Source organism: Flavobacterium sp. KKT103 (assembly GCF_055640565.1).
This window is the reverse complement of sequence record NZ_CM145766.1, coordinates 3,223,352-3,246,347: the sequence shown is the minus strand read 5'-3', so window position 1 is coordinate 3,246,347 and position 22,996 is coordinate 3,223,352. Positions and strand designations below refer to the sequence as shown.

General features: G+C 35.5%; 19 protein-coding genes. 5 read left to right on the top strand and 14 right to left on the bottom strand.

Going from position 1 to position 22,996, the window contains the following annotated elements; genetic code table 11:
• The first annotated feature begins 60 nt into the window (after positions 1 to 60).
• Complete coding sequence (locus tag ACZ2G0_RS13960) at positions 61 to 1,263, top strand: NAD(P)-dependent oxidoreductase (RefSeq protein WP_470308132.1); 1,203 nt, start codon at positions 61 to 63, stop codon at positions 1,261 to 1,263.
• A 69-nt stretch (positions 1,264 to 1,332) separates the two neighbouring features.
• On the opposite strand, the gene fumC is transcribed toward ACZ2G0_RS13960, so the two are convergent.
• The gene (fumC, locus tag ACZ2G0_RS13955) at positions 1,333 to 2,718 is read right to left on the bottom strand and encodes a class II fumarate hydratase (protein ID WP_470308131.1); all 1,386 of its coding nucleotides are present in this window, start codon (positions 2,716 to 2,718) and stop codon (positions 1,333 to 1,335) included.
• Between the two features lie 242 nt (positions 2,719 to 2,960).
• Between fumC and ACZ2G0_RS13950 the strand changes: the two genes are divergently transcribed.
• Positions 2,961 to 3,131, top strand: a complete 171-nt coding sequence (locus ACZ2G0_RS13950) for a hypothetical protein (protein WP_300286974.1) — start codon at positions 2,961 to 2,963, stop codon at positions 3,129 to 3,131.
• Positions 3,132 to 3,240: 109 nt separating this feature from the next.
• Here the strand turns inward: ACZ2G0_RS13950 and ACZ2G0_RS13945 are convergent, their stop codons facing one another.
• On the bottom strand, positions 3,241 to 5,739 hold the full coding sequence (locus tag ACZ2G0_RS13945) for a TonB-dependent receptor (protein ID WP_470308130.1): 2,499 nt from the start codon (positions 5,737 to 5,739) through the stop codon (positions 3,241 to 3,243).
• A gap of 89 nt (positions 5,740 to 5,828) precedes the next feature.
• Positions 5,829 to 6,173 (bottom strand): arsenate reductase (glutaredoxin), encoded by a 345-nt coding sequence (arsC, locus tag ACZ2G0_RS13940; RefSeq protein ID WP_470308129.1) that lies wholly within the window; start codon positions 6,171 to 6,173, stop codon positions 5,829 to 5,831.
• 82 nt (positions 6,174 to 6,255) lie between these two features.
• Here arsC and ACZ2G0_RS13935 point away from each other — a divergent pair, with 82 nt between their 5' ends.
• A complete protein-coding gene (locus ACZ2G0_RS13935; protein ID WP_470308128.1) occupies positions 6,256 to 7,182 on the top strand; it encodes a lysostaphin resistance A-like protein in 927 nt (308 codons plus the stop codon).
• A gap of 19 nt (positions 7,183 to 7,201) precedes the next feature.
• Entirely contained in the window at positions 7,202 to 8,248 is a 1,047-nt protein-coding gene (locus tag ACZ2G0_RS13930) for an AMP-binding protein (RefSeq protein ID WP_470308127.1), read from the top strand.
• A 73-nt stretch (positions 8,249 to 8,321) separates the two neighbouring features.
• Here the strand turns inward: ACZ2G0_RS13930 and ACZ2G0_RS13925 are convergent, their stop codons facing one another.
• The 11 genes from ACZ2G0_RS13925 to prfB form a co-directional block, all read right to left on the bottom strand.
• A complete protein-coding gene (locus tag ACZ2G0_RS13925) occupies positions 8,322 to 9,926 on the bottom strand; it encodes a S41 family peptidase (protein WP_470308126.1) in 1,605 nt (534 codons plus the stop codon).
• 1 nt (position 9,927) lies between these two features.
• The gene (locus ACZ2G0_RS13920; protein WP_470308125.1) at positions 9,928 to 10,443 is read right to left on the bottom strand and encodes a GNAT family N-acetyltransferase; all 516 of its coding nucleotides are present in this window, start codon (positions 10,441 to 10,443) and stop codon (positions 9,928 to 9,930) included.
• Positions 10,444 to 10,484: 41 nt separating this feature from the next.
• Entirely contained in the window at positions 10,485 to 10,982 is a 498-nt protein-coding gene (locus ACZ2G0_RS13915; protein WP_470308124.1) for a hypothetical protein, read from the bottom strand.
• A 449-nt stretch (positions 10,983 to 11,431) separates the two neighbouring features.
• Positions 11,432 to 12,154, bottom strand: a complete 723-nt coding sequence (locus ACZ2G0_RS13910) for a fibrobacter succinogenes major paralogous domain-containing protein (RefSeq protein WP_470308123.1) — start codon at positions 12,152 to 12,154, stop codon at positions 11,432 to 11,434.
• 260 nt (positions 12,155 to 12,414) lie between these two features.
• The gene (locus tag ACZ2G0_RS13905) at positions 12,415 to 13,389 is read right to left on the bottom strand and encodes a hypothetical protein (protein WP_470308122.1); all 975 of its coding nucleotides are present in this window, start codon (positions 13,387 to 13,389) and stop codon (positions 12,415 to 12,417) included.
• Positions 13,390 to 13,551: 162 nt separating this feature from the next.
• The gene (locus ACZ2G0_RS13900; RefSeq protein WP_470308121.1) at positions 13,552 to 14,661 is read right to left on the bottom strand and encodes a pyridoxal phosphate-dependent aminotransferase; all 1,110 of its coding nucleotides are present in this window, start codon (positions 14,659 to 14,661) and stop codon (positions 13,552 to 13,554) included.
• Positions 14,662 to 14,950: 289 nt separating this feature from the next.
• The gene (locus ACZ2G0_RS13895; protein WP_470308120.1) at positions 14,951 to 16,678 is read right to left on the bottom strand and encodes a T9SS type A sorting domain-containing protein; all 1,728 of its coding nucleotides are present in this window, start codon (positions 16,676 to 16,678) and stop codon (positions 14,951 to 14,953) included.
• Between the two features lie 304 nt (positions 16,679 to 16,982).
• Positions 16,983 to 17,480 (bottom strand): hypothetical protein, encoded by a 498-nt coding sequence (locus ACZ2G0_RS13890; RefSeq protein ID WP_470308119.1) that lies wholly within the window; start codon positions 17,478 to 17,480, stop codon positions 16,983 to 16,985.
• A 242-nt stretch (positions 17,481 to 17,722) separates the two neighbouring features.
• Positions 17,723 to 19,351, bottom strand: a complete 1,629-nt coding sequence (locus ACZ2G0_RS13885; protein WP_470308118.1) for an acyl-CoA carboxylase subunit beta — start codon at positions 19,349 to 19,351, stop codon at positions 17,723 to 17,725.
• 154 nt (positions 19,352 to 19,505) lie between these two features.
• A complete protein-coding gene (gene lpxD / locus ACZ2G0_RS13880; protein ID WP_470308117.1) occupies positions 19,506 to 20,504 on the bottom strand; it encodes a UDP-3-O-(3-hydroxymyristoyl)glucosamine N-acyltransferase in 999 nt (332 codons plus the stop codon).
• A 274-nt stretch (positions 20,505 to 20,778) separates the two neighbouring features.
• Positions 20,779 to 21,877, bottom strand: a protein-coding gene (gene prfB, locus ACZ2G0_RS13875; protein ID WP_470308116.1) for a peptide chain release factor 2 whose coding sequence is annotated in 2 segments (ribosomal slippage) — positions 20,779 to 21,813 and positions 21,815 to 21,877 — 1,098 coding nt in all. Because the reading frame shifts where the segments join, the coding sequence is not laid out codon by codon here.
• Between the two features lie 78 nt (positions 21,878 to 21,955).
• Between prfB and ACZ2G0_RS13870 the strand changes: the two genes are divergently transcribed.
• Positions 21,956 to 22,975, top strand: coding sequence for a threonine aldolase family protein (locus ACZ2G0_RS13870; RefSeq protein ID WP_470308115.1), 1,020 nt, complete (start codon positions 21,956 to 21,958; stop codon positions 22,973 to 22,975).
• Positions 22,976 to 22,996 lie beyond the last annotated feature (21 nt).

Genomic DNA, 22,996 nt, shown 5'->3' with positions numbered 1-22,996 from the left:
TATTTGTAACAATAAAATAGCTTTAAGTTAAATTAATTCATCTATTAGTATCCAGAAATTATGAAATTCGGCATTTTAAAAGAAAGAAAGAGTCCACCAGACAGAAGAGTTGTGTTTTCACCTGAGGCATTGGTGCAATTACAACAATCTTATCCATCAGCGGAACTGAAAGTTGAAAGTTCAGATATCAGAATTTTTACTGATGACCAATATGTCGCTGCAGGTATTGAAGTTGCGGATAGTCTTGTTGATTGCGATGTTTTATTTGGCGTAAAAGAAGTGCCTGTTGCTAGTTTGATTCCAAATAGAAGTTATTTCTTTTTTTCTCATACCATTAAGAAGCAACCTTATAACCAAAAGTTATTGCAGGCAGTTTTAAAAAACAATATCGAATTGTACGATCATGAAACAATCGTCGATGCTAATAACAGAAGGTTAATTGGTTTTGGAAGATATGCCGGTATGGTTGGGGCTTATAATAGTATTCGTGCATTTGGGTTAAAATTTGAATTGTTTAAATTACCTAAAGCCGAGACCTTAGCCGGAAAAGACGAAATGGTACGCCATTTAAAAAGACTTGTTTTACCTCCCATTAAATTTGTAATTACGGGAACTGGAAAAGTGGGTGGAGGAATAAAAGAAATTTTAGACGCCATGAAGGTCAAGCAGGTTACGGTTGATAATTATTTAACTAAAAATTATGCACAAGCAGTCTACGTACAAATAGATGTGATGGACTATAACAGGCGAATCGACGGTCAAGTTATAAATTGTAAAGACTTTTATACGAATCCAAAGCAATACGTTGGTGATTTTGAACGTTTTACCAAAGTGTCAGAAATAGTGATAACCGGACATTTTCATGCCAATGAAGCACCGGATATTTTAACTAAAGAAATGTTGCAAAGCAAAGACTGCAAAATTAAAGTAGTGGGAGACGTTTCTTGTGATATTAACGGACCTATTGCTTGTACCCTTAGACCTTCAACTATTGAGAGTCCTATCTATGGTTATTTAGCTTCTGAGCACAAAGAGGTTGATGTATTTCACCCTGCTGCGATTGTGGTAATGGCAGTAGATAATTTGCCTTGTGAAATACCTAAAGATGCTAGTGAAGGTTTTGGAATTATGTTTTTAGAACATGTTATTCCTGCTTTTTTTAATAATGATAAAGATGGCGTTTTGGCTCGTGCTAAAATGACCGAAAATGGGAAGTTGACACCTAGATTTAGCTATTTACAAGATTACGTAGATGGTAATTAATAAATAATTAAACAGACTTATAAATACTGAAATATCGATTAGGTATTCATTATTTATAAGTCTGTTTTTTTATACCATGTTTTCTGGTTTGACCCAAGCGTCAAAATCTGCTGCTGTGACGTATCCTAATCGTACAGCTTCTTCTTTTAATGTAGTTCCGTTTTTATGTGCCGTTTGCGCAATTTCCGCGGCTTTATAGTAGCCTATTTTTGGATTCAAAGCAGTTACTAACATTAAGGAATTGGATACCAATTCTTCAATTCGTTTGTAGTTAGGCTCAATTCCTTGTGCACAATGTAGGTCAAAAGAAGCACAAGCGTCAGCTAACAATCTAGCAGATTGTAAAAAATTTGCAGCCATGACGGGTTTAAATACATTGAGTTCATACTGCCCCTGCATTCCGCCGACTGTTATGGTCATATCATTTCCTATTACTTGCGCACATACCATGGTCAAAGCTTCGCATTGCGTGGGATTGACTTTTCCTGGCATAATTGATGATCCCGGTTCGTTTTCAGGAATGTGGATTTCACCAATGCCTGATCGCGGGCCTGAAGCTAACATTCGGATGTCGTTTGCTATTTTATTTAACGAGACAGCAATTTGCTTTAAGGCGCCGTGCGCTTCCACAATAGCATCATGAGCAGCAAGAGCTTCAAATTTATTGGGTGCAGTTATAAAAGGATGCCCTGTGAACTGTGCGATATAGTCCGCTACTTTTAGGTCATATCCCGTAGGTGTATTTAATCCGGTACCAACTGCGGTTCCGCCCAATGCGATCTCAGATAAATGAGGTAGCGTGTTTTGTAACGCTTTGATTCCGTAACTTAATTGTGCTGCATATCCTGATATTTCTTGTCCTAAGGTAATGGGTGTAGCATCCATAAGATGTGTACGACCTATTTTGACTATCTTCTTGAATTCATTTGCTTTATTAGCTAAAGTATCCCTAAGATTCTCTAGAGTGGGAAGCGTAAATTCTACTACCATTTTATAGGCAGCGATGTGCATGGCAGTAGGGAAGGTGTCGTTAGAAGATTGAGATTTGTTGACATCATCATTCGCTTTTACAAATGTTTCTCCTTCACCAAGTGCAAATCCTTGTAAAACATGGGCACGATTGGCAATTACTTCATTCACGTTCATATTGCTTTGCGTTCCTGATCCTGTTTGCCAAATCACCAAAGGAAATTGATCTAATAGTCCGCCGGCTAGTATTTCATCGCAAACTGCTGCGATAGCATCTCGTTTTTCAGGAGACAATACACCCAAGTCACAATTGGTGTAAGCGGCGGCTTTTTTTAAATAAGCAAAACCTTCAATTATTTCATGAGGCATCGACGCTGCGGGACCTATTTTAAAATTAGTACGGGATCGTTCCGTTTGTGCGCCCCAATATTTATCAGCTGGGACTTGGACCTCGCCCATAGTATCTTTTTCTATTCTGAATTTCATGTTTTGATGGATTTAAAATAATGAATTGCATTGAAGCGTGAAAGGAATTGGAATGCCCTAGCCCAGATAGCAATGGAAATCCCACGCTTTTTAGCGTGGATTGTAATGGATAGCTGGATAAAGCTCCAAGATAATCTCAAATTTACGGATTAATTGTATTTTATAAAAATTGGATTGGTTTTTTATTGCTATAAAAAAATATTACGCTTATATTTGTGGCTACATTCAAAATTCCGGAAAACATGTTTGAATTTTCACAGTATTTAGGCTTTTTACTTTTTTTAACGATCCTTACCATAGGATTCTGGTTAATGTTTTTTCTAGTTAGTTTCGTATCCTACTGGGTAGGTGGAGCGACTTGGGAAGCTTACAAAGAGAAGAAAGCTAAAAAGAAAGAAGAGCAATCAGCATAATTTGATTGTTTGATAGAAAAAGGACTCGTAATTACGAGTCCTTTTTTTTATGGCTATAAACTAAATAGAAAAGGACCCATTTTCATGAGTCCTTTTTGTTATTGTAAAATTATCCAGGAAATCCGCCACCATCATCTTCACGATTGGTTGGAGCATTTTTGTCTTTATCTGTTTTCTTTTTATTGATACGGTAAGTAAACGATAAGTTAAACTGTCTTCTTCTCCATTGCATTTCGCTTGTAGAGCTTACACTTGGCAAGTTAACCAGAGATCTCATTTTTCTTGAGTTGAAGATGTCACTAATGTTAAAAGCAATTGTTCCTTTATCTTTTAATACATCTTTACTAAGTGACGTATTGATACCGTACATTCCTAAGCTTCGTCCTTGCGCTGTTCGGCTAGGACCGTTGTAGGTTCCGCTCAACTGCCAATCGATTTTATATGGTAAAGTATATCTTGAGTTTACTCTTGCGAACCAGTTTGTCGCTTGGTTGTCTAAGTTTTGGGTAATAACTACATTATCTGAATTCAAATAAGTAAAATCTCCGGTAGTTTTAGAATTGAACAAGTTAAAACTACTGTTTAGTTTCCATTTTTTCGTCGGGCTGTAATTTAAAGTAAATTCAAGACCAAATTTTTGCTCTTTACCAATGTTAATTGGTGTACTTAAAATTACTGGGGTTCCTGTGTTATCTATTGGATCACCATTTATATCTAGGTCTGGATTTACAAAATCTCCATTTTCGTAACGTACAAATGAGAATACATTTTTAGTGTTTTCGACATACATCGAAGTATTAAAAGTTACCTTATCCCAACGATTAATGTATCCAATATCAAATTTATCAGTTAAAGAAGGATCTAAGTCGGGATTACCTTTGAAAATATTAATATTACTTGAGATGTTAGGGGTAGGGTCAAGGAAACGTCCTCTTGGTCTTGATAAACGCTTACTATAGCTCAATGATACGCCACTTTTGTCTGATATTTCATAATTGATAAAAGCACTTGGGAAAAAGTTATTGTACTTTTTATTGTTGAAATTATTTGCATTAAGTAAATTAATATCAATATTGGTGTCTTCCCATCTTAAACCAAACAAGTACGATATCTTGTTGACTTTAAATCCGTATTGGGTATAAATAGCATTGATTTTCTCTTTGTATTCTAAAATATCGGGACTAATTGTTCCAATTGTTGTTCCTGGAAAACTAAAATCCTTAGATAAGTCATTAAAGTTTCCTTTATATCCTGCCTCAAATTGACTTCCTTCTCCAATAGGTAAAACATAATCAGCTTGAAATTGTAATTGATTTTGTTCACTTATGTTGTTTGTGCCACCAGTGGTGTTTCTGTCAGGGAATGTATTATTGATGCCAATAATAGTAGAGTTATCAACATCGTCCTCCTTAGAGTACAAACCATCTAATGTTAATTTATGACCTTTGTCATTAAAATTTTTGATAAAGTTGGAAGCGAACTCAATACTTTTTCCACTAGCTGATCCAATATTAGAACGTGAACTAGAATTAGTAAAATTTCTATTTGCGTCAAAATTGTTGAAGTTAACTAAATCATCTGTAGTACCATTATTATCTCGGTAACTTACGGAGTTAGTCCAAAAAGTATTTGGAGTAATCGACCATTCAAAACCAGTTTTAGTGCTGATTCCTTTTCTTAATCTCTCTGTATCACGGGTTTCATCAATGAATCCAGTTGTAGAGCGATCTGTTGCAAAATACTGTGAATTTGTTTTACCACCTCCTTGATTCACTCTATAATTGTATCCTGTAGTTGTAAAATAATTCATTTTCTCGGTTTTGTAGTTGATATTTCCACTTAAACCGTAGGTTTCAGGATATCCTGTTGAGGCAATGAATGTTCCGTTTATCCCTTGATTTTTACCTTTTTTAAGGATGATGTTCAAGATACCAGCTCCACCTTCTGCATCGTAACGTGCAGATGGATTTGTAATTACTTCTACTTTATCAATTGCATCAGCAGGAATTTGGCGTAAAGCCTCAGCCATATTTAAAGCGTTAGAAGGACGACCGTCTATAAAGATACGAACGTTGTCACTTCCTCTTAAACTCACATTTCCTTCTACATCCACGGATACAGAAGGTACATTTTCTAGTACATCGCTAACAGTACCACCTTTTACAAGCATGTCTTGACCTACGTTGTAGACTTTCTTATCTAGTTTGATCTCCACTGTAGATTTTTCAGCTCTAATAACAACTTCATTTAGTTGTGAGATGTCTTCAACGAGTCCTAAAGTACCTAGATTAGTGTTTTCTACTAACTTTCGTTCTTTTAGATTTATTGATTTAAATGAAATAAACTCAATAATGATGTTGTACGTACCAGGAGTGACGTCAATATTGAATTCTCCTTTTGGATTTGTAATTCCGCCCGCAATCATTTTAGGGTTTTTACTGTTTATTAAAGTTACAGTAGCATACTCAAGTGGTTGCTTGGAAGTTTTTTCGATAATAGTTCCAGTAATTTTTACTTTTTCTTTAGCTGCAGTTGCATCCTGTGCAAATCCTGCTGAAAAACTAATAAATAAACTTAATGTTAAAAGGTACTTTAAAAAATTTTGCATTGGTTTTATGTTTTTTTTAGGATAAGACGCCAAAAGGTCTTTTTAGTTTAATAGACAATTCATAAATAATTGTTAAAAGAAATAAGGTTCTATCCAAGAAAAGCTGTAATCTTGTCTAAGTCCCTAGCCACAATGGCTTTAGACTCTTTTATTAGAATGGGTCTTTCGATTAAAATAGGGTGTAAAACCATAGTTTTTATGATATCTTCATCGGATAAAGGGTTGTTTTTATAATTTTCTATCCATATTTTTTCTTTTTGTCTTACTAATTCTATTGGCTTTAGGTTTAGTTTTACCAAAAGAGATTTCAGTTCTTCAACCGTAGGTGGATTGTCAAGGTATTTGATAATAGTATATTCTTTGGCAGTAGCTTCTACTAGCGCTAAAGCATTTCTTGATTTTCCGCATCGTGGATTATGGTATATTTGTATCATTGTAAGAAGGAATAAGGTATTTTTATTTTACAAAAGTAGCGGTTGAAAAGAGAAAAGTAGAAGAATAATTAAAATTTATCAGATGTTTATAGAACAAGGGGTGCGTAAAACTAATTATTTTAGGAAGTATTTAGTGGGATCGTTCTTAATTTTTATTGCCTCAATAATTGGTCAAGTACCTTTAATTTTGGCGGTTGAATATGAAACGGTAACTAACGGTCGTGAATTCCCAAAAGGTGACGCTTTAATGCATTTTTTTGAACCCAACCTCACACTGTTTTTATTACTTATTAGCTTTGTGTTTGCTTTATCTGCACTGTATCTTGTAGTCAAACATTTGCATAAGCAAACCATGTTATCGGTAACTACCTCAAGGGAAAAAATAGATTGGTCTCGAATATTTTTTGCTTTTTCAATCTGGAGCTTATTGACCGTCTTGTCAACAGTAGTCTATTATTATATTGCTCCTGAGGATTTTGTGTTTACTTTTAAACCTGTACCGTTTTTGATTTTAGTGGTTATTGGAACTTTGCTTATTCCTATTCAAACAAGCACTGAAGAATATGTGTTTAGAGGCTATTTGATGCAAGGTTTTGGTAATTTATCGCGCAATAAATGGTTTCCACTTCTGATGACTTCTTTGATATTTGGGGGAATGCATTATTTTAATCCCGAAGTGACCAAAATGGGGAATATCATTATGATTTACTACGTAGGAACCGGATTGTTTTTAGGAATTTTAACGCTGATGGACGAGGGTTTAGAATTAGCATTAGGTTTTCATGCAGCCAATAATTTATTAGGTGCTTTGTTGGTGACCTCAGATTGGACTGTTTTTCAGACGCATTCGATCTTGAAAGATATTTCAGAACCAGAGGCGGGAATGGATGTGCTCCTGCCGGTAGTGATTGTGTACCCAATTCTTTTGTATATCTTTAGTAAAAAATACCAATGGACCCATTGGAAAGAAAAACTAACTGGAAAAATTAAACCTATTACTACCAATTAAATGGTAAAACCGTACTAACATGGAAAAAGTATCCTACAAGAATGTTCACAATCGTTTTAAGCTAAATGGCGTTCATTTAAATAAGCAGGATTTATGCAGTTTATCCTATGCCTTGATCAAAGAAGGCGATGTTTTTGAGAAATCAATAGGTGATTTTTTATTAGATTGGTTTGACGAAAATTCATTTATCGACTTGCAAACCTCGGGAACAACGGGAGCTCCTAAATTAATTAGGGTGAAAAAGAAGAACATGGTGAACTCTGCATTGGCGACAGGAGATTTTTTTGATTTACAACCTGGTGATACCGCCTTATATTGTTTGCCAACACGCTATATTGCTGGAAAAATGATGTTAATCCGAAGTTTTATTTTGGGATTGGAAATCGATTTTGTCGCGCCTAGCTCGCATCCATTGGATAAAAATACCAAGCGCTTTGATTTTGTTGCCATGGTACCTTTACAAGCGCAAAATTCCTTGAAAGAGCTTAAAAATGTAAAAAAATTGATCGTAGGAGGTGCCAAAATGAGCAAAACACTCGAAAAAAGTTTGCTTAAAGTACCAACAGCGGTGTACGAAACCTATGGTATGACCGAGACAATTACGCATATTGCTGCCAAAAAGATAGGAGAAAAAGCATTCTCTATCTTACCCAATATTACCATTTCTCAAAATGATCAAAATTGTTTGGTTATCGACGCGCCCAAAATAACTGACGAACATATCGTTACCAATGATCTAGTGGAATTAATTAATGACCATCAATTTATTTTCCTTGGGCGTATCGACAATGTTGTGAATAGTGGCGGCATTAAATTAATTCCGGAACAGATAGAAGAACAATTAGCCGCTCATATTTCTGCTCGCTTTTTTGTGGGAGGAATTCCTGATACCGACTTAGGCGAGAAATTAGTACTTGTAATTGAAGGGGAGCAAACGGTTTTACCGGAAGCTATTTTCGAAAGTTTGGATAAGTACCAAAAGCCAAAAGAAGTTTATTATATCTCTAAATTTGTAGAAACAGATAATGGAAAGATTAAAAGGAAGGAAATGCTCGAGAGTCTTTAATTTTTCTTTACATCACAACTAAAAAAAGCATCACGATTCTAAGATCATGATGCTTTTTTGTTAGATGCAGTTCTTAATTTAACTTACTTTCTTTTTGGGCGGCATTCGCTTTATTGATTTCATTTACAATCCACTCTAGCTCGGGATCTTTACCGTCTATTTTATCTTGAAGTGTAGGTAGGATTTCCTTATCAGGATAAATACCGTGACCTAGGACGGGTGTTTTGTAGTACGGAACTACATTCATAACACCTATCCTTACTATTAATTGAGAATTGGGTAGTTTAAGTTCAGGCATGAATCCGGCTACTGTTCCGTTATAATCGCCTCCTGTTTCTTGGCCTACAAAGGTCGCTCGCCCGGATCCTTTTAAATTAGAGGAGATAATACTAGAAGCCGAGAAGCTTCCACCATTAATTAAAACATAAATCTTTCCTTTAAAAGCGGTTGCCTTTGGTTCCTTAACCTTAGTAAATGATTGGGTGTAATATTTCCCATCTTTCTCTTTTTTCACCTCGAACAAAGCATAGGTGTAAGCAAGTGGTGCAAAAATTATTTTGATTATTTTCTCAGGAATTGAATTAGTTTCAAAATAGCTACCTCTAAGTAAACTAGCTCTTGAAACTACTTCTGATTTATCCAAGAAAACAAAACTCGAGTCGGCTAGGTAGGAATACAACTCGGCGATTTCAGCCAATCGGCCACCACCATTATAACGGAGGTCTAAAATGAGTGTTTTCGTTTTACTATCCTGCAATTGCTGAAAACTTTCTTTGTAGAATGTTTTGTAGCTTTTGTTTTTAAAGCCTCTAATTTTCATTAGCGCCACACTGCTGTCTTTTGCAACAAAATTAAAGTTACGGGTAAAGTTTTGAGCGTCTTTATTATAGCCGTTAATTCGTTTTTTTCTTTTAAAGGCTTTTTGTGCTTCTTTTTGTGCTTGGGTTACAATTGGTTTTACTGTTGGAGTTTTTTGTTTTAAGGAATCCTGTTTTGGTTTTTCAGGATTTTTTCTAGCAATGGTACTACTTTTGATACTGTCCTTAAATTGAAACTGATAGGCTATACTGTCTTTAATACCTTGTTCAGCGGTGAAATAGGAGACTATTTTGCGGCTAGCAACATTAGTTTTATACGTAGTATTAAAGCCATCTGAGGTAAAATAGTGGTCATATTCGGTATTTAAATCCATAGGATTAAGTCCATTCATACTAATGATTTCGCTTCCTGCTTGAATCGATTTATCGTACGATTTGTTTTTAATAACATACAGTTTGTTATCAATGACATCCAACTCGAATTGCGAAATAGGACCAGTGCCCTTTTTTTCTAAAATTTTAGCTTCTTTTTTAGTAAATTTCTTGGTAGGAATATAAACTTGGGAATGTCCTTGACGCACTGCTGCTACCAATGGACTCAGTTTTTTGTAAAAGCCAAGCGGTTTTAACGGACTAGTAATTGTTTTTTTTACGCTATCGAATTTGTAGTCTAAAGCAGCTTTGTCGATGTATCCGTATAAATTAGGATGTAAACGTTGTAGTTGTAGATAAGTGTAATCGACATCTTGCTTCATTTTTTCCACTGAAATAAGTGTGTCTAGTTGAGCATTGTATTTTTTAACCGAGGAGCATTGTATGAACAACAGCACAGTTAAAACTAGCAGTAGTATTTTCTTCATATTATCCATTTTTTGAGAGTACTTTTTCATAGGCTCTTCGGGCGCTACCTCTAAAATAAACTTGTCCGCAATACTGGTAGCCTAGTTTTTCAAATACGGCTATCATTGCGAGATTATCAAAATTCGTGTCGGCTTTGACACTAACAATTCTATTCGCTTTTGCAAACTCCTCAATGTGTTGTAGTAGTTTTTTAGCGAGTCCTTTTCCCAATTGATTTTCGGCTATGGCGACTCTATGAAATACGACAAAATCACCATTGGTCAACCATTCGCCTTCAATATTGGCATATTCGAGTTCATCGTTAATTAAAAGTGCTACGTAGCCTACAATAGTATCGTTATCGGTAATCACATAGCCTGCATCTTTAGTAATATCGCTTTCAATCACGGTTAGGTTAGGGTAGCCGTCTTGCCACTGATTGCTTCCATCTGCTTTCCTGCGGGCGATGGCTTGTTGCAGTATTTCCCAAATCGCGGGAATTTCTTGAGTGGTGGCTTGTCTAAATTGGTATTGCATATTTTTAAATAAGTCCTAAAAGTAAGGAGATTAGGATTGGATTACTCTTTCTTATTTTTATTTGTTTTCATTCTTTCGTAAAAGAAATCAATTATTTTATTTTTCAAAGGATAATTTTCGTCCAAACAATCTTTATCATTAGCATCAACAATTATAAAACAGGCATAATAATCATTCCTAGTTTCTGTACCATCTGCTACGATACTAAATACTTCTTTAGTATTAAAAAGTGCTATATCGTTCCAGATTTTTCGATTAATATTATTTTGATGCAGTCCTTTGTCTTCCATAGTGCAAGGTCCAAAATCTAGAAACATGGATTTCATGGAATCCGAAGCAGAGTTAACGTTGTAAAACCGCAATTCATTGTAAGTGATCGTGTCTTTCTCAATAATTTTTGAGGATGTAGCAATTTTCACATTTCTGTATGCTGTTTTAGTTAGTGTTTCATGAGATGCCACTTTTGCGGTGCTACATGAAAACATGCTAAAAATTAATAGTAGTGCCAGTGGTACAGATTTCCAAAAAGAATGTTTCATGTTTTTATGTATCGTTTCTACATTTCAAAAATAAACTTAATTTATAAGATAAAAGATATAAATTTTACTGTTTTATTGATAGTTATTGATTTCTGAAAATTAGTAGTGTGTTGGATATGAAGAGACAGTAAGTTTTAGTGAAGAAAAATCTATTTTTTTTCAGCTCAGAAACTACTTGTGGGAATATTTTTAGATACTATTATATCAGTAGCTGTTTGCAATTACTTTCTTGAAATAAATGATATTGGGATTATTTGTTATGAGTTTTAATAGTAAGTTTGTTTTTTAAAACATATAATAACAGTACTTTATGATTCATAATGCAATTGAGTCTATTTTATTTTGTTTAGTATTTTTATCAGTTTGTGATCGGATATCTAGGTCTAAACTTAGGAATAATCAACAATATAAAACAGTTTGCTTTGCTTTTAAACTTGGGCGACCTCTTGTTATTCTTTAATACAGCGTACACCAGAGCCTATTCGGATAGAATTGGCAGTATACATAATGTTTTCATTGTCAGAAAGCTGAAGCAGGATTCTAGTTCTGGATCCAATAGGAAGGCTATTATTGACATTTGAAGTTGCCCAAGTACAGATCCCTTGCCCTAGCGTTGGACCTCCAAACACATTGATATAGCCATTTGGCAAACCATTGAATCCAATTGCATTCGTTCCGTTACCAGAACTAGGAAGCCAGCCTGTTGCTGATTTTAATGCCGAAGACTTCTTGCTATCAAACCCATTTATGGATAAGTAATTTTCTAACTCTTGAAAGTCTGTTTGAGAAGGGATCCGCCACCCCTTTGGTGCTAATTTCCCAGATTCGATTGCCCAATGGTTGTACATTGCTCCATAAAAGTCGAATGCTAATTCTTCGGCTACCACATTGTTTAAGTCGTTGGTATCTGCCCATTGATATTGAGGGTTTTGATTTGGTAAATCTGCCCAATCCATGCCAAATTTAAATTGCGTTATGGGTGTGCCATCGTTAAAGGTTGTAGTCTTGAGGTTTTCCAACATCCAAATTTGTTTTCCTATTTTGATGGTTTTGTACGTGTTTCCATCTGAGTCGACCACTGTTAAAACAGTTTCTGGATTGGTTATTTTTTCATCTTTGGAGCAACTAAAAAGTGAAGTAACTACTAGTACGAGAATCATTAATTTTTTCATAGTTTTTTTTAAAAAATTAGTTTTCACCAGTCTACTAGTACTTTGGATCTCGGATCACTGCTTTGAGATGGCTGAACATCGCAAATGCCTACGTTGCAATTCTAGTAAATATAAGTAAAAAGAGGCGATTTTACAAAACAACACCTATTGCCTAACTATTTTAAAAAGAAATGTATCGACTAATTAGCCTATTTTGAGTAGCTATTACAACTATTAGTATGGGTTTCATTTTATTTTTAATGTAACGTAAGGAAGTGCATTTATTCCATTACATCAATTTTGTAACCAATACCGACGTCGAGAATGGGATAGTCTTTATTTTTAAAATAGATACTCGGTTTTTCAATTTGTTTCCACTTGGGATTTTCTATATAATTAAATCGATACCAGGTTGTGGTCTCCTTTTGGCTCTCTACAATTGGAATGTTAGGTAAAATAAATTTCCTGAATTTTGCGTCCGGAAACTTCGAATTAACGTCATAAGGCATTTCAAAAATTAGGAAGTTGTTTTCATCAACTTTCCCAATAAATGTAACGGCAACATACAAACCGTTTTCGGGAATTTTAATATTTTTTTCAAAATTTGAAGTATAAGAATCTCTTATTAGTTCAGAGTTAATTACTTCATAGTTACTATAGTCATATAAGTTTTCACCCGGCATATCATTTACAGATTCTAACAGTTCTACTTTTATTAGCGTTTTATAGGGGTATTTTTTTTCAGGATAGATTGTCTTTGTTGCGTCATTTGACTTTGTAAATAAAGGAATCTCGATACTTTTTAAGTATTTTATTTTTTCATCATCAGAAGTAATCTTAAAGGCAAAAGTCAAACCTATTGCACTGTAATACATCATCTTGTAATCATGATGACTTTTCGGATTAGTCTTCAGTGTTTTAACTACCTTTAATTTTGAATTTGTTGCAATTGCTACATCATTTAATGCTATTATTTTTGGTTTTAAAAGCACGACTAAATCGGTTGTTTTTTTTAAGTCTATTTTTTTAGATTCATAAGAAACATGAGATATTTCTATAGACTTAATATTTCCGTCAGTAAGGAGTAAGCTACCGTCTTCACTCGAAAAAACACCAAACCCATTTAGGAAATCGATATTAGCATATTTAACTGGAAAGCTTGATATGCTATCCAAAATAATAATTTTTCTTTGCTGAGCATAGGAACTAGTAATTGTTAGTATTGTTGTTAATATAGAGATCAAGAAACTTTTCATGTTTTTTATTTTGGGTTGCGGACTGTGTAGAAAAAATGTTTTATTCGTTTCGAGCTAGATATAAAGCAGTATCTACTTGGTTTTAGGCTTAACAAAAATTTGATATTACCTATTAATTGTAAAAATTTTCAGTTAGTTCAAAACAGGTTTTTAAGGTATTTGCTATTGAATTGCTCTTATGAATTTTTTCATCTCGTCCATGGTGCCTACTGTAATTCTGGTCCATTTACCTTCTTCTTCATATATTCTTCCTCCTTCGATAGTATGCTCTTCTAATAATTTGAAATAGTCTTTGGTGTACTTTGCAAGAGAAAAATAGATGAAATTTGTATTAGAATCAATACAGTCGCAATTCAATTTTTTGAGTTCGTTGCTTGTAAATTCTTTGACATTGCCATTTAGGGAGTAGCAATTTGAGACAAATTGATCATCTTTAAGGGAAGCGATTGCAGCAAGTTTTGATAGTACGCTAACGCTATTATTGGTATTGGACTGTAAATTCATTAAGCTCTCAATTATTGTTTTGTTGGCAATGGCATAGCCAATACGCGCTCCAGCTAAACCATACATTTTAGAAAATGTTTTTGTGATAATTAGATTTTTGTGTTCGTTTACAAGACCAGCTAGCGATTGTTGTGGAGTAAAGTCCAAATAGGCCTCGTCAACTAGGATTACTGTGTTTTGCGGAATCTTACTGATAAATTCAATTAATGCTGTTCTTTCAAGGATTGTTCCCGTTGGGTTATTGGGGTTACAAATATAAATAAGTTTTGTTTCCTGATTTACAGCCTTGAACATCTCTTGTAAATCAATTTTCTTATCGGTTGTAAGCGGTACTTTATTTTTGACTAAACCAAAATTATCCAATGTATCGGTCCAATAATCATAGCTTGGGTCGGCGATCACGTAATTTCCTTTGTTAAGTGATACGAGTTTGGCAATCAAATCTAAGATTTCAGTTGAGCCAGCTCCTAGCAGTATGTTTTCAGTGGCAACACTATTTTTGTTTGCGAGGTCAGAAATTAGTTGATCTGCAATATCCCAATTGTAGCGGTTGCTGCTACTAGCATGGTCAACAAAAACTTTGCGGGCTAAAGGTGATGGTCCGTAAGGGTTTTCGTTGGAGCGCAGAAAAATTAAGTTGTTATTATCTGCAATAGATAAAATCTCCTGTGGAAAAGTAGGTGATGCATACGATTTTACGTTTGCTAATCCAATGCTTGCAACGCTTAATCCAACTTGTTTCAGCCAAAGTCTTCTTCTCTTTTCCATACTTCTTTTTTCTATTAGACTTTATATAGAGATGCTTTGTTACAGTTGTCAACTGTTAAAGTTGTAAGTATGGGTTTACTGCTTGAATGAGGTAATTTGCGTAAATAAATTTTTGTGTAGATACTAATTTTTGATCTAGCATGTTATTAAATTTAAATTTTGTGAAGACTTATCGCGTTTGCTACACCTTAGACAATTCAGCTGTATTATTATTTGTACTTTTCTGACAGTGAAATAGTAGTTTATAGTTGTAATAATTAATTGTCACTTTTTTTTAAAATCTTAAAACTTATTTTATGATGATCTTTTGTGAATAGGTTTTGCCACCAATCGTAAAGTTAATAAAGTATAGCCCAGTTGGATAACCAGTAAGATTGATGCTTTTCAATCCGTGTGCTTTAGAATTTTTGAAAAGTGTTTGGCCTTGAATCGTAGACACCGATATTGATTCTAAATCTTCAGTTGATTTAAAATTGAATATACCATTTGATGGATTTGGATAAATACTAAAATTGTTATTTTCAATTTGACTGGCAATGCCTAATGTGCCTCCAAATTCATACGCACCAATATCAATTGTACCTATAATTCTTTGATATCCAACGACATCTTTAGTTGGGAAATTTATTGTCTCTCCACGGAGTCCCTTCCAAGACAAAGGAAATATTGAATTGTTTCCTGCATTTATAAGCGGTGAATTCGTCTGTAATCTAAAATCATTAGATAATAAATCTGCAAATAAAGGATCAACATTGAGATTGTCTTTGTAGATAATTGGATTTCCTTCACTATGAACATTTAAGAGGCCGCCTTGTACATTACAGTTTTGGATTGTTTGGGTCCAATCTAATACAGTATTGAAAGTTTTAATTTGTGAACCAAGTGGACTTACATTATTCCAAAAAATGCTATTATAAATTTCATGTGAGGGTTTAAAAATGTACAGACCTCCACCAGCTGTTTCCGCGGAATTATTAACCACATTATTATTGAAAAATTTACCATAACCACTGTAATCCATATAAATAGCACCACCATACCATCGAGCGGTGTTGCTATGAAACACATTATTGATTAAATATGATGTACCATTTAAGTACACAGCCCCACCATTTCTTGAGCGATTTCCCGAAACTATATTATTAAAAAAAGTTAAATCATAATTAGACGAATTTATTAAACATCCCCCTTTGTATTGAGCATAATTGTTTGTAAAACTATTGGAGAGAATCTTTGGACTTGAATAAGCCTCTATTTGAATAGCGCCACCTTCGCCCCAGTGCAGCGCGTGCCCTGTTGCTATGTTATTTGAAAATTCATTTTCTCTTATAGTTGCATGACTATAATGCAAAATCATTGCGCCGCCACTGTAAGCTGCATTGCTGATAAACGTGCAATTTTCGATTAATGGATCGCAATTTTGAATGTACATTCCACCTCCAGAGCCTTCGGAATAATTTTCTTTTATAATACAGTTGCGCATCGTAAAACTGCCACCTGAAGTTTGAAATATATATAACCCACCTCCATTAAGAGCTCCACTGCTTGATTGTGCATATCCTTTGGTTATTGTTAATCCATCTAGAATTGTATTTTTATCTATATTGACATATTCACAAGTAATTACATGAATTAGATTGTCTTTTAAGTCATTAGGATTTCCTATCTCACCACTCAATATTGTTGGATTTGCAACCCAATCTCTCTGTTTTAAATTGGTTTCGACGCCGCTAAAGCCTCCATAAATTGCAATGTTTTTTTTTAATTTGAAAGTCTTGAATGTTGGATCTTGAGGAATCTCTTCATTTACATCTGTTGATGGGAAATAAGTACCAGCCGTAACCCAAATTTCTCCCGTTGCGGTTGTGTTTATGGCTGTACTTAAATCTGTAAATGCATCTTGCCAGCTTGATCCATTATTTAAACCAGTTGCATTTTGTTTAACGTATACAATCTGTGCAAAACTGTTCACACTTAAAACTAAAAATAGTATTATTAAAAGTAATTTTTTAGTCATTATTTGTTTTTTAAAAATTTTAAAATTTATTTTATGCAATTAATTTGATGAATAGTTTCGATTCTAAGCAAGCATTTGCAATATTGGTTTACATTGGTTCGAACCTCATAAATTAACTTTTATTAGTATTCAATATCTCATTAAAGATATTATTTGAGAATCTTTCAACTCAAAAAATTTCAGTGCCTAATTTTAGTGTGCTTTTACTCTATTCATTAAAATTATTTTTTGTCTCATCAAACGTTTTATTTTTGTAATATAAAATTTATTACAATTGATAAACTTGAATTCACCACATGTTTTGTCATCGTTCTAAATCTTTGTTCATAGTAGTTTTTTTTTGCTTAATCACTTTTGGGATTTCATCTTGTCTATATTCTCCATATTTTCTAATGAATTCACCATTAGGTTTTACAATAATATAATTTCCGCATCTTCTTGCGTTAGTGAAAACCAATTTTCTAATAAAATCATTTTTGTCTTCGATTACTTTTCTGTTTTTATAAACATACATTTTTTCTGAAATGAAAAACTGAACTATATCTTTATTCTTTTTTATAAATCGCTTATAAGCATAATCATTAGTATAATAGTCAATACATGAACCATTCAGTTCAGTTTCTGGTTTAATATAAAAATTCAAAATTAAAATTTTGGTCTCGTCAATTTTAACTCCAGAAAGAGTAGATAATTCTTCAATTAAGTTACTCTTGTCTTCAGAACTAATTTTTCCACTATCGATTTTTTGAGAGTAGAAATTTACAGAGAATATTAATAATGTAAAGAATATAACTTTTTTCATTTTTTTTATTTTGATTATTGAATTCTTCGATTTTTTGTGAAATTACCGCTGCCTAGCATACAACCCCAAATATACACGATTCTCCTCAATTTGTAAGAGAATAGTGTGAAAATTTAAGACGCTGTCACTTAGCCCCGATAGCAGCGGCATCTCCCGCCTTTTTTGGCGGGAATACAGCGTATAGCGGGAGAGATGCTGAACTGAAAAATAGGGTTCTGCTCCTAAATAAGAATAAAAGTGAATTAAACCTGAATTACGCCTAGGTTAAATGGTTTTTCGATAGGGGCGTGGTTGGCGGCTTCGATACCCATAGAGATCCAAGTACGGGTGTCTAGCGGGTCAATGATCGCATCCGTCCATAAGCGGGAGGCGGCGTAGTAAGGCGAAACCTGCTCATCGTAACGGGCTTTGATTTTAGCGAATAGCGCAGCTTCTTTTTCGGCATCGACTAGTTCACCACTTTTTTTCAAGGATGAAGCTTCGATTTGAGCCAAAACTTTGGCGGCTTGTGTTCCTCCCATTACGGCTAGCTCCGCGCTTGGCCAAGCAAAAATTAATCTTGGGTCGTAGGCCTTACCACACATAGCGTAGTTTCCGGCACCGTAGGAGTTCCCTACAATCACAGTGAATTTAGGCACTACGGAGTTACTTACGGCATTTACCATTTTGGCACCATCCTTAATGATTCCGCCTTGCTCTGATTTTGACCCTACCATAAATCCGGTAACGTCTTGTACAAATACTAATGGAATTTTCTTTTGGTTGCAATTCGCGATGAAACGAGTGGCTTTGTCAGCACTATCGGAGTAGATTACACCTCCAAATTGCATTTCGCCCTTTTTGGTTTTCACGACTTTTCGTTGGTTGGCCACAATTCCTACTGCCCAACCGTCGATGCGAGCGTAACCGGTAATAATCGTTTGTCCGTAACCGTCTTTGTAGGCTTCAAACTCTGAGTTGTCTACCAATCGATTGATGATGTCCATCATATCGTATTGCTCGTTACGTGCTTTCGGAAGGATTCCGTATAATTCTTTTTCGTCTAAAGCTGGTTTTTCGGCTTTCACACGGCTGAAGCCAGCAGTGTTGTAGTCTCCAATTTTATCAACGATATTTTTTATTTTGTCTAAGGCGTCTTTGTCGTCTTTGGCTTTATAATCCGTAACACCTGATATTTCGCAGTGTGTTGTTGCGCCACCCAAAGTTTCGTTATCGATGGTTTCGCCAATAGCGGCTTTTACCAAATAGCTTCCGGCAAGGAAAATACTTCCTGTTCCTTCTACAATTATGGCTTCGTCGCTCATGATAGGCAAGTAGGCACCACCAGCCACGCAGCTACCCATGATAGCCGAAATTTGGGTGATTCCCATGCTGCTCATTTGCGCATTGTTTCTAAAGATGCGTCCAAAGTGTTCTTTGTCTGGGAAAATCTCATCTTGCATTGGTAAATACACTCCAGCACTATCTACTAAATAAATGATGGGCAAGCGGTTTTCCATTGCGATTTCCTGTGCACGCAAGTTTTTCTTGGCGGTAATAGGGAACCAAGCACCTGCTTTTACTGTGGCATCGTTAGCAACGACTACGCATTGCTTGCCACGGATAAATCCTATTTTTACCACAACACCACCTGATGGGCAGCCACCGTGTTCTTTGTACATTCCTTCGCCTACAAAAGCACCAATTTCAATGGCTTTGGCTTTTGGGTCTAGCAAATAATCGATGCGCTCTCTGGCGGTCATTTTTCCCTCGGCATGTAATTTTTCAATTCTTTTTTCACCACCGCCTAATTTAACTTTAGAAAGGTTGTGTTTTAACTGTGATAATAAAAGTTTATTGTGATCTTCGTTTTTGTTGAAGTTTAAATCCATGTTGTAATAAGGTTATAAATAGTTGGTGCTAAATTACAAAATCAATCGAAATAATTTTTATTATTTAGAACCGATTCTAAAATATTTTCGCTTTAAACATAAAAAAACAGAAGCGAACTTCTGTTTTTTTATGAATATGATAAATTCTAGTGGTTTATTTCTTAGAATCATTAACTAGTCTTTTTAAAATGGCCCATTGTTTCAAGGCATCTCGTGCTTCGACTGCAGGATATCCTAAAACCGTTTTACCGGCTGGAACGTCACTTACAACGCCTGAGCCTGCACCAATTGTGGCTCCACTGCCCAAAGTGGTATGGTCTTTTATAGAAGCGCTTCCGCCAATGATAACGCCATCGCCTAAGGTTACTGATCCTGCTAAACCGCTGTGTCCTGCCATAATGCAAAAACGACCGAGTTTACTGTTATGTCCTATTTGTACTAAATTGTCAATTTTACAACCATCACCCAATACGGTAGAGCTGAATTTCCCTCTATCGACGCAGGAGTTAGCTCCAATTTCGACTCCGTTGCCTATGATTACGTTTCCTATTTGCGGAATTTTAACCAAACCTCTTTGCTGGCAAGGTCTGAAACCAAAACCATCTGCACCAATCGTTGCATTAGGATGGATGATGCAATCGTTACCAATATGACAACGCTCTCTAACCACACTACTGGACCAAATAACGGTATTGTTACCAATAGTAGAAGCATCCAGAATCGTAACATTTGGATAGAGAATAGCATTAGTACCAATTTTTACGTCAGGACCAATGTAACATCCGGCACCAATTTTAGCACCTGCACCAATTGTAGCTGTATTATCGACTACTGCCGAAGGATGAATATCCACAGCAAATACAGGCATAGGATGTGCAAATAACTCTAGCACTTGCGACATGGCTAAATCTGCATTTTTTACTTTAATAAAAGCTTTGTTTTCTCCAGGTTCAATGGAGATGTCTTCATTGACCACGGCAACGCATGCCTTAGAGGTCGCCCATATTTTTTCGTATTTTCTGTTTCCAATAAATGAAATTTCAGTTTCAGCTGCTGCTTCTAATTGTTCAGGAGCAGTAACAAGATGTGAAGTGTTACCAACAATTTCTCCTTTTAGGACTTCATTAATTTCTTGGACAGAATACGATTTCATAGGTGGTGTGGTTGTAAATAGTTTAATTGAATTCAAATAAAAGAAATAGAAACTAGTTTTCCAAATCCTTTACGAATACTAAGGCTAAGATTAACTAAAAATAGGTTTTTGGTTGTTTTTTTGGGAATAAATTACCGTCGTCCGTTTGTACTTTAGAATAATTGGTAAGCTAAATAGGGTCAACCGTAGCCGATAATAAAAAACCCGACAAGAATTTGCTCTTGTCGGGTTGTAAACTATTCGATTGAAAATAAAGTTGGGCAAAAATAATTAGTTATTCTTCTTCTTTTTGTCCCATCATCATTAAGTAGGCTTTTAGGAAGTCATCAATTTGTCCGTCCATCACACCATCTACGTTGCTAGTTTCGTGTCCGGTTCGAACATCTTTCACCAGTTTGTAGGGTTGCATGACGTAATTCCTAATTTGGGAACCCCATTCGATTTTCATTTTACCCGCTTCGATATCGGCGCGCTGTTCTTGCTTCTTCTTCAATTCGATTTCGTACAACTGAGAACGAAGCATTTGCATAGCGCGTTGTCTGTTGTCTTGCTGAGAACGCGTTTCTGAACACTGAATCTGAATTCCGGTTGGTTTATGGTACAATTGTACTTTAGTCTCTACCTTATTTACGTTTTGTCCACCTGCTCCACTAGAGCGTGAGGTCGTAATTTCGATATCGGCAGGATTGATTTCGATTTCGATACTATCATCCACCAACGGATAGACATAAACAGAAGCAAAGGACGTATGACGCTTGGCATTGCTATCAAAAGGAGAAATACGCACCAAACGATGCACACCATTTTCGCCTTTTAGATACCCAAAAGAATAATCCCCTTCAAACTCGAGCGTTACGGTTTTGATACCGGCAACCTCTCCTTCTTGGTAATTTAATTCTTTGATTTTATAGCCGTACTTTTCGCCCCACATCATGTACATGCGCATGAGCATCGATGCCCAGTCGCAACTTTCAGTACCACCGGCACCAGCCGTGATTTGCAAAACAGCACTTAAACTATCACCTTCATCGGATAGCATGTTTTTGAATTCAATGGCTTCCAGGTGATTTTCAGTCGCTAAATGTTGCTCATCGAGTTCCTCAGCAGTGAGTTCTCCTTCCTTATAAAACTCATAAGCAAGTTGTAATTCATCCGTAAGTTCGATGGCTTTATTGTAGTCCTCGATCCATTTTTTCTTATTTCTAAGATTCTTTACAATTAGTTCTGCTTCTCTGGCGTTATTCCAGAAATCAGGAGCAAAAGTTTTTTCTTCCTCGTTAGAAATTTCAATTAGTTTGGCATCAACGTCAAAGATACCTCCTCAACGCACCAAGGCGCTCTACAATACCTTTAATTTGTTCGGTAGTTGTCATAAATTATGTAATTTTGTAGGCAAAAATAGAAATTTTTTAGGTCAGACCAACTTTGAGTTGTTTATTTAAATAAAACATATGGAAATAAATTTAGTTAGCGATACGGTTACTAAGCCCTCATACGAAATGTTGCAGTACATGTTCAACGCCCAAGTGGGTGACGATGTGTACAAGCAAGATCCCACAGTTATTGAATTAGAGTCAAGTTTAGCGGCTATGTTTGGCATGGAAGCGGCCTTGTTTTTTCCTTCAGGGACAATGGCCAACCAAACCGCTTTGAAGTTACACACCCAACCAGGAGAGCAAATTATAGCCGACAAATATGCCCATGTGTACTTGTATGAAGGTGGAGGAGCATCGTTTAATAGTGGGGTTTCTTTTTGTTTATTAGATGGAAAACGCGGCATGATAACAGCAGAGCAAGTTGCTGGTGCGATTAATGATCCCGAGTTTTACCACAATCCATTGACCAGTTTAGTAGCGGTAGAAAATACAACTAATAAAGGCGGTGGTGCTTGTTATGAATTAGAAGATCTTAGAGATATTAAAAAGGTTTGTGTTGCCAATAATTTGAAATTTCATCTTGATGGAGCCCGAATTTGGAATGCGCTTGTGGCCAAAAAGCAAGATCCGAAAGAATTCGGTAAAATATTCGATACGATTTCTGTTTGTTTGTCGAAAGGATTAGGAGCACCGATTGGTTCTGTTTTATTAGCTGATAAAGCGACCATTCACCGTGCCTTACGAATCCGAAAAATATTTGGAGGTGGAATGCGCCAAGTGGGTTATTTGGCTGCAGCCGGAATTTATGCGCTGAATAATAACATCGAACGCCTAGCCGAAGATCACCGGAGAGCAAAAGAATTAGGAGCAATGCTAAGCTCTAAAAGCTGGGTTGCCAAAGTAGAACCAGTAGAAACAAATATCCTGATATTTACACTTGCACCCTCCTACGACGAAAAGGTTTTGATCGAAAAGCTCAAAAACAAAAACATCACCATTAGCTCTATGGGACAAGGGAAGTTGCGTATCGTTACGCACCTGGATTACAGAGAAGTGATGCACACCTATGTGTTGGAAACGCTATCGAAGTTTTAAGAAAAAAGCACATAAAAAAAT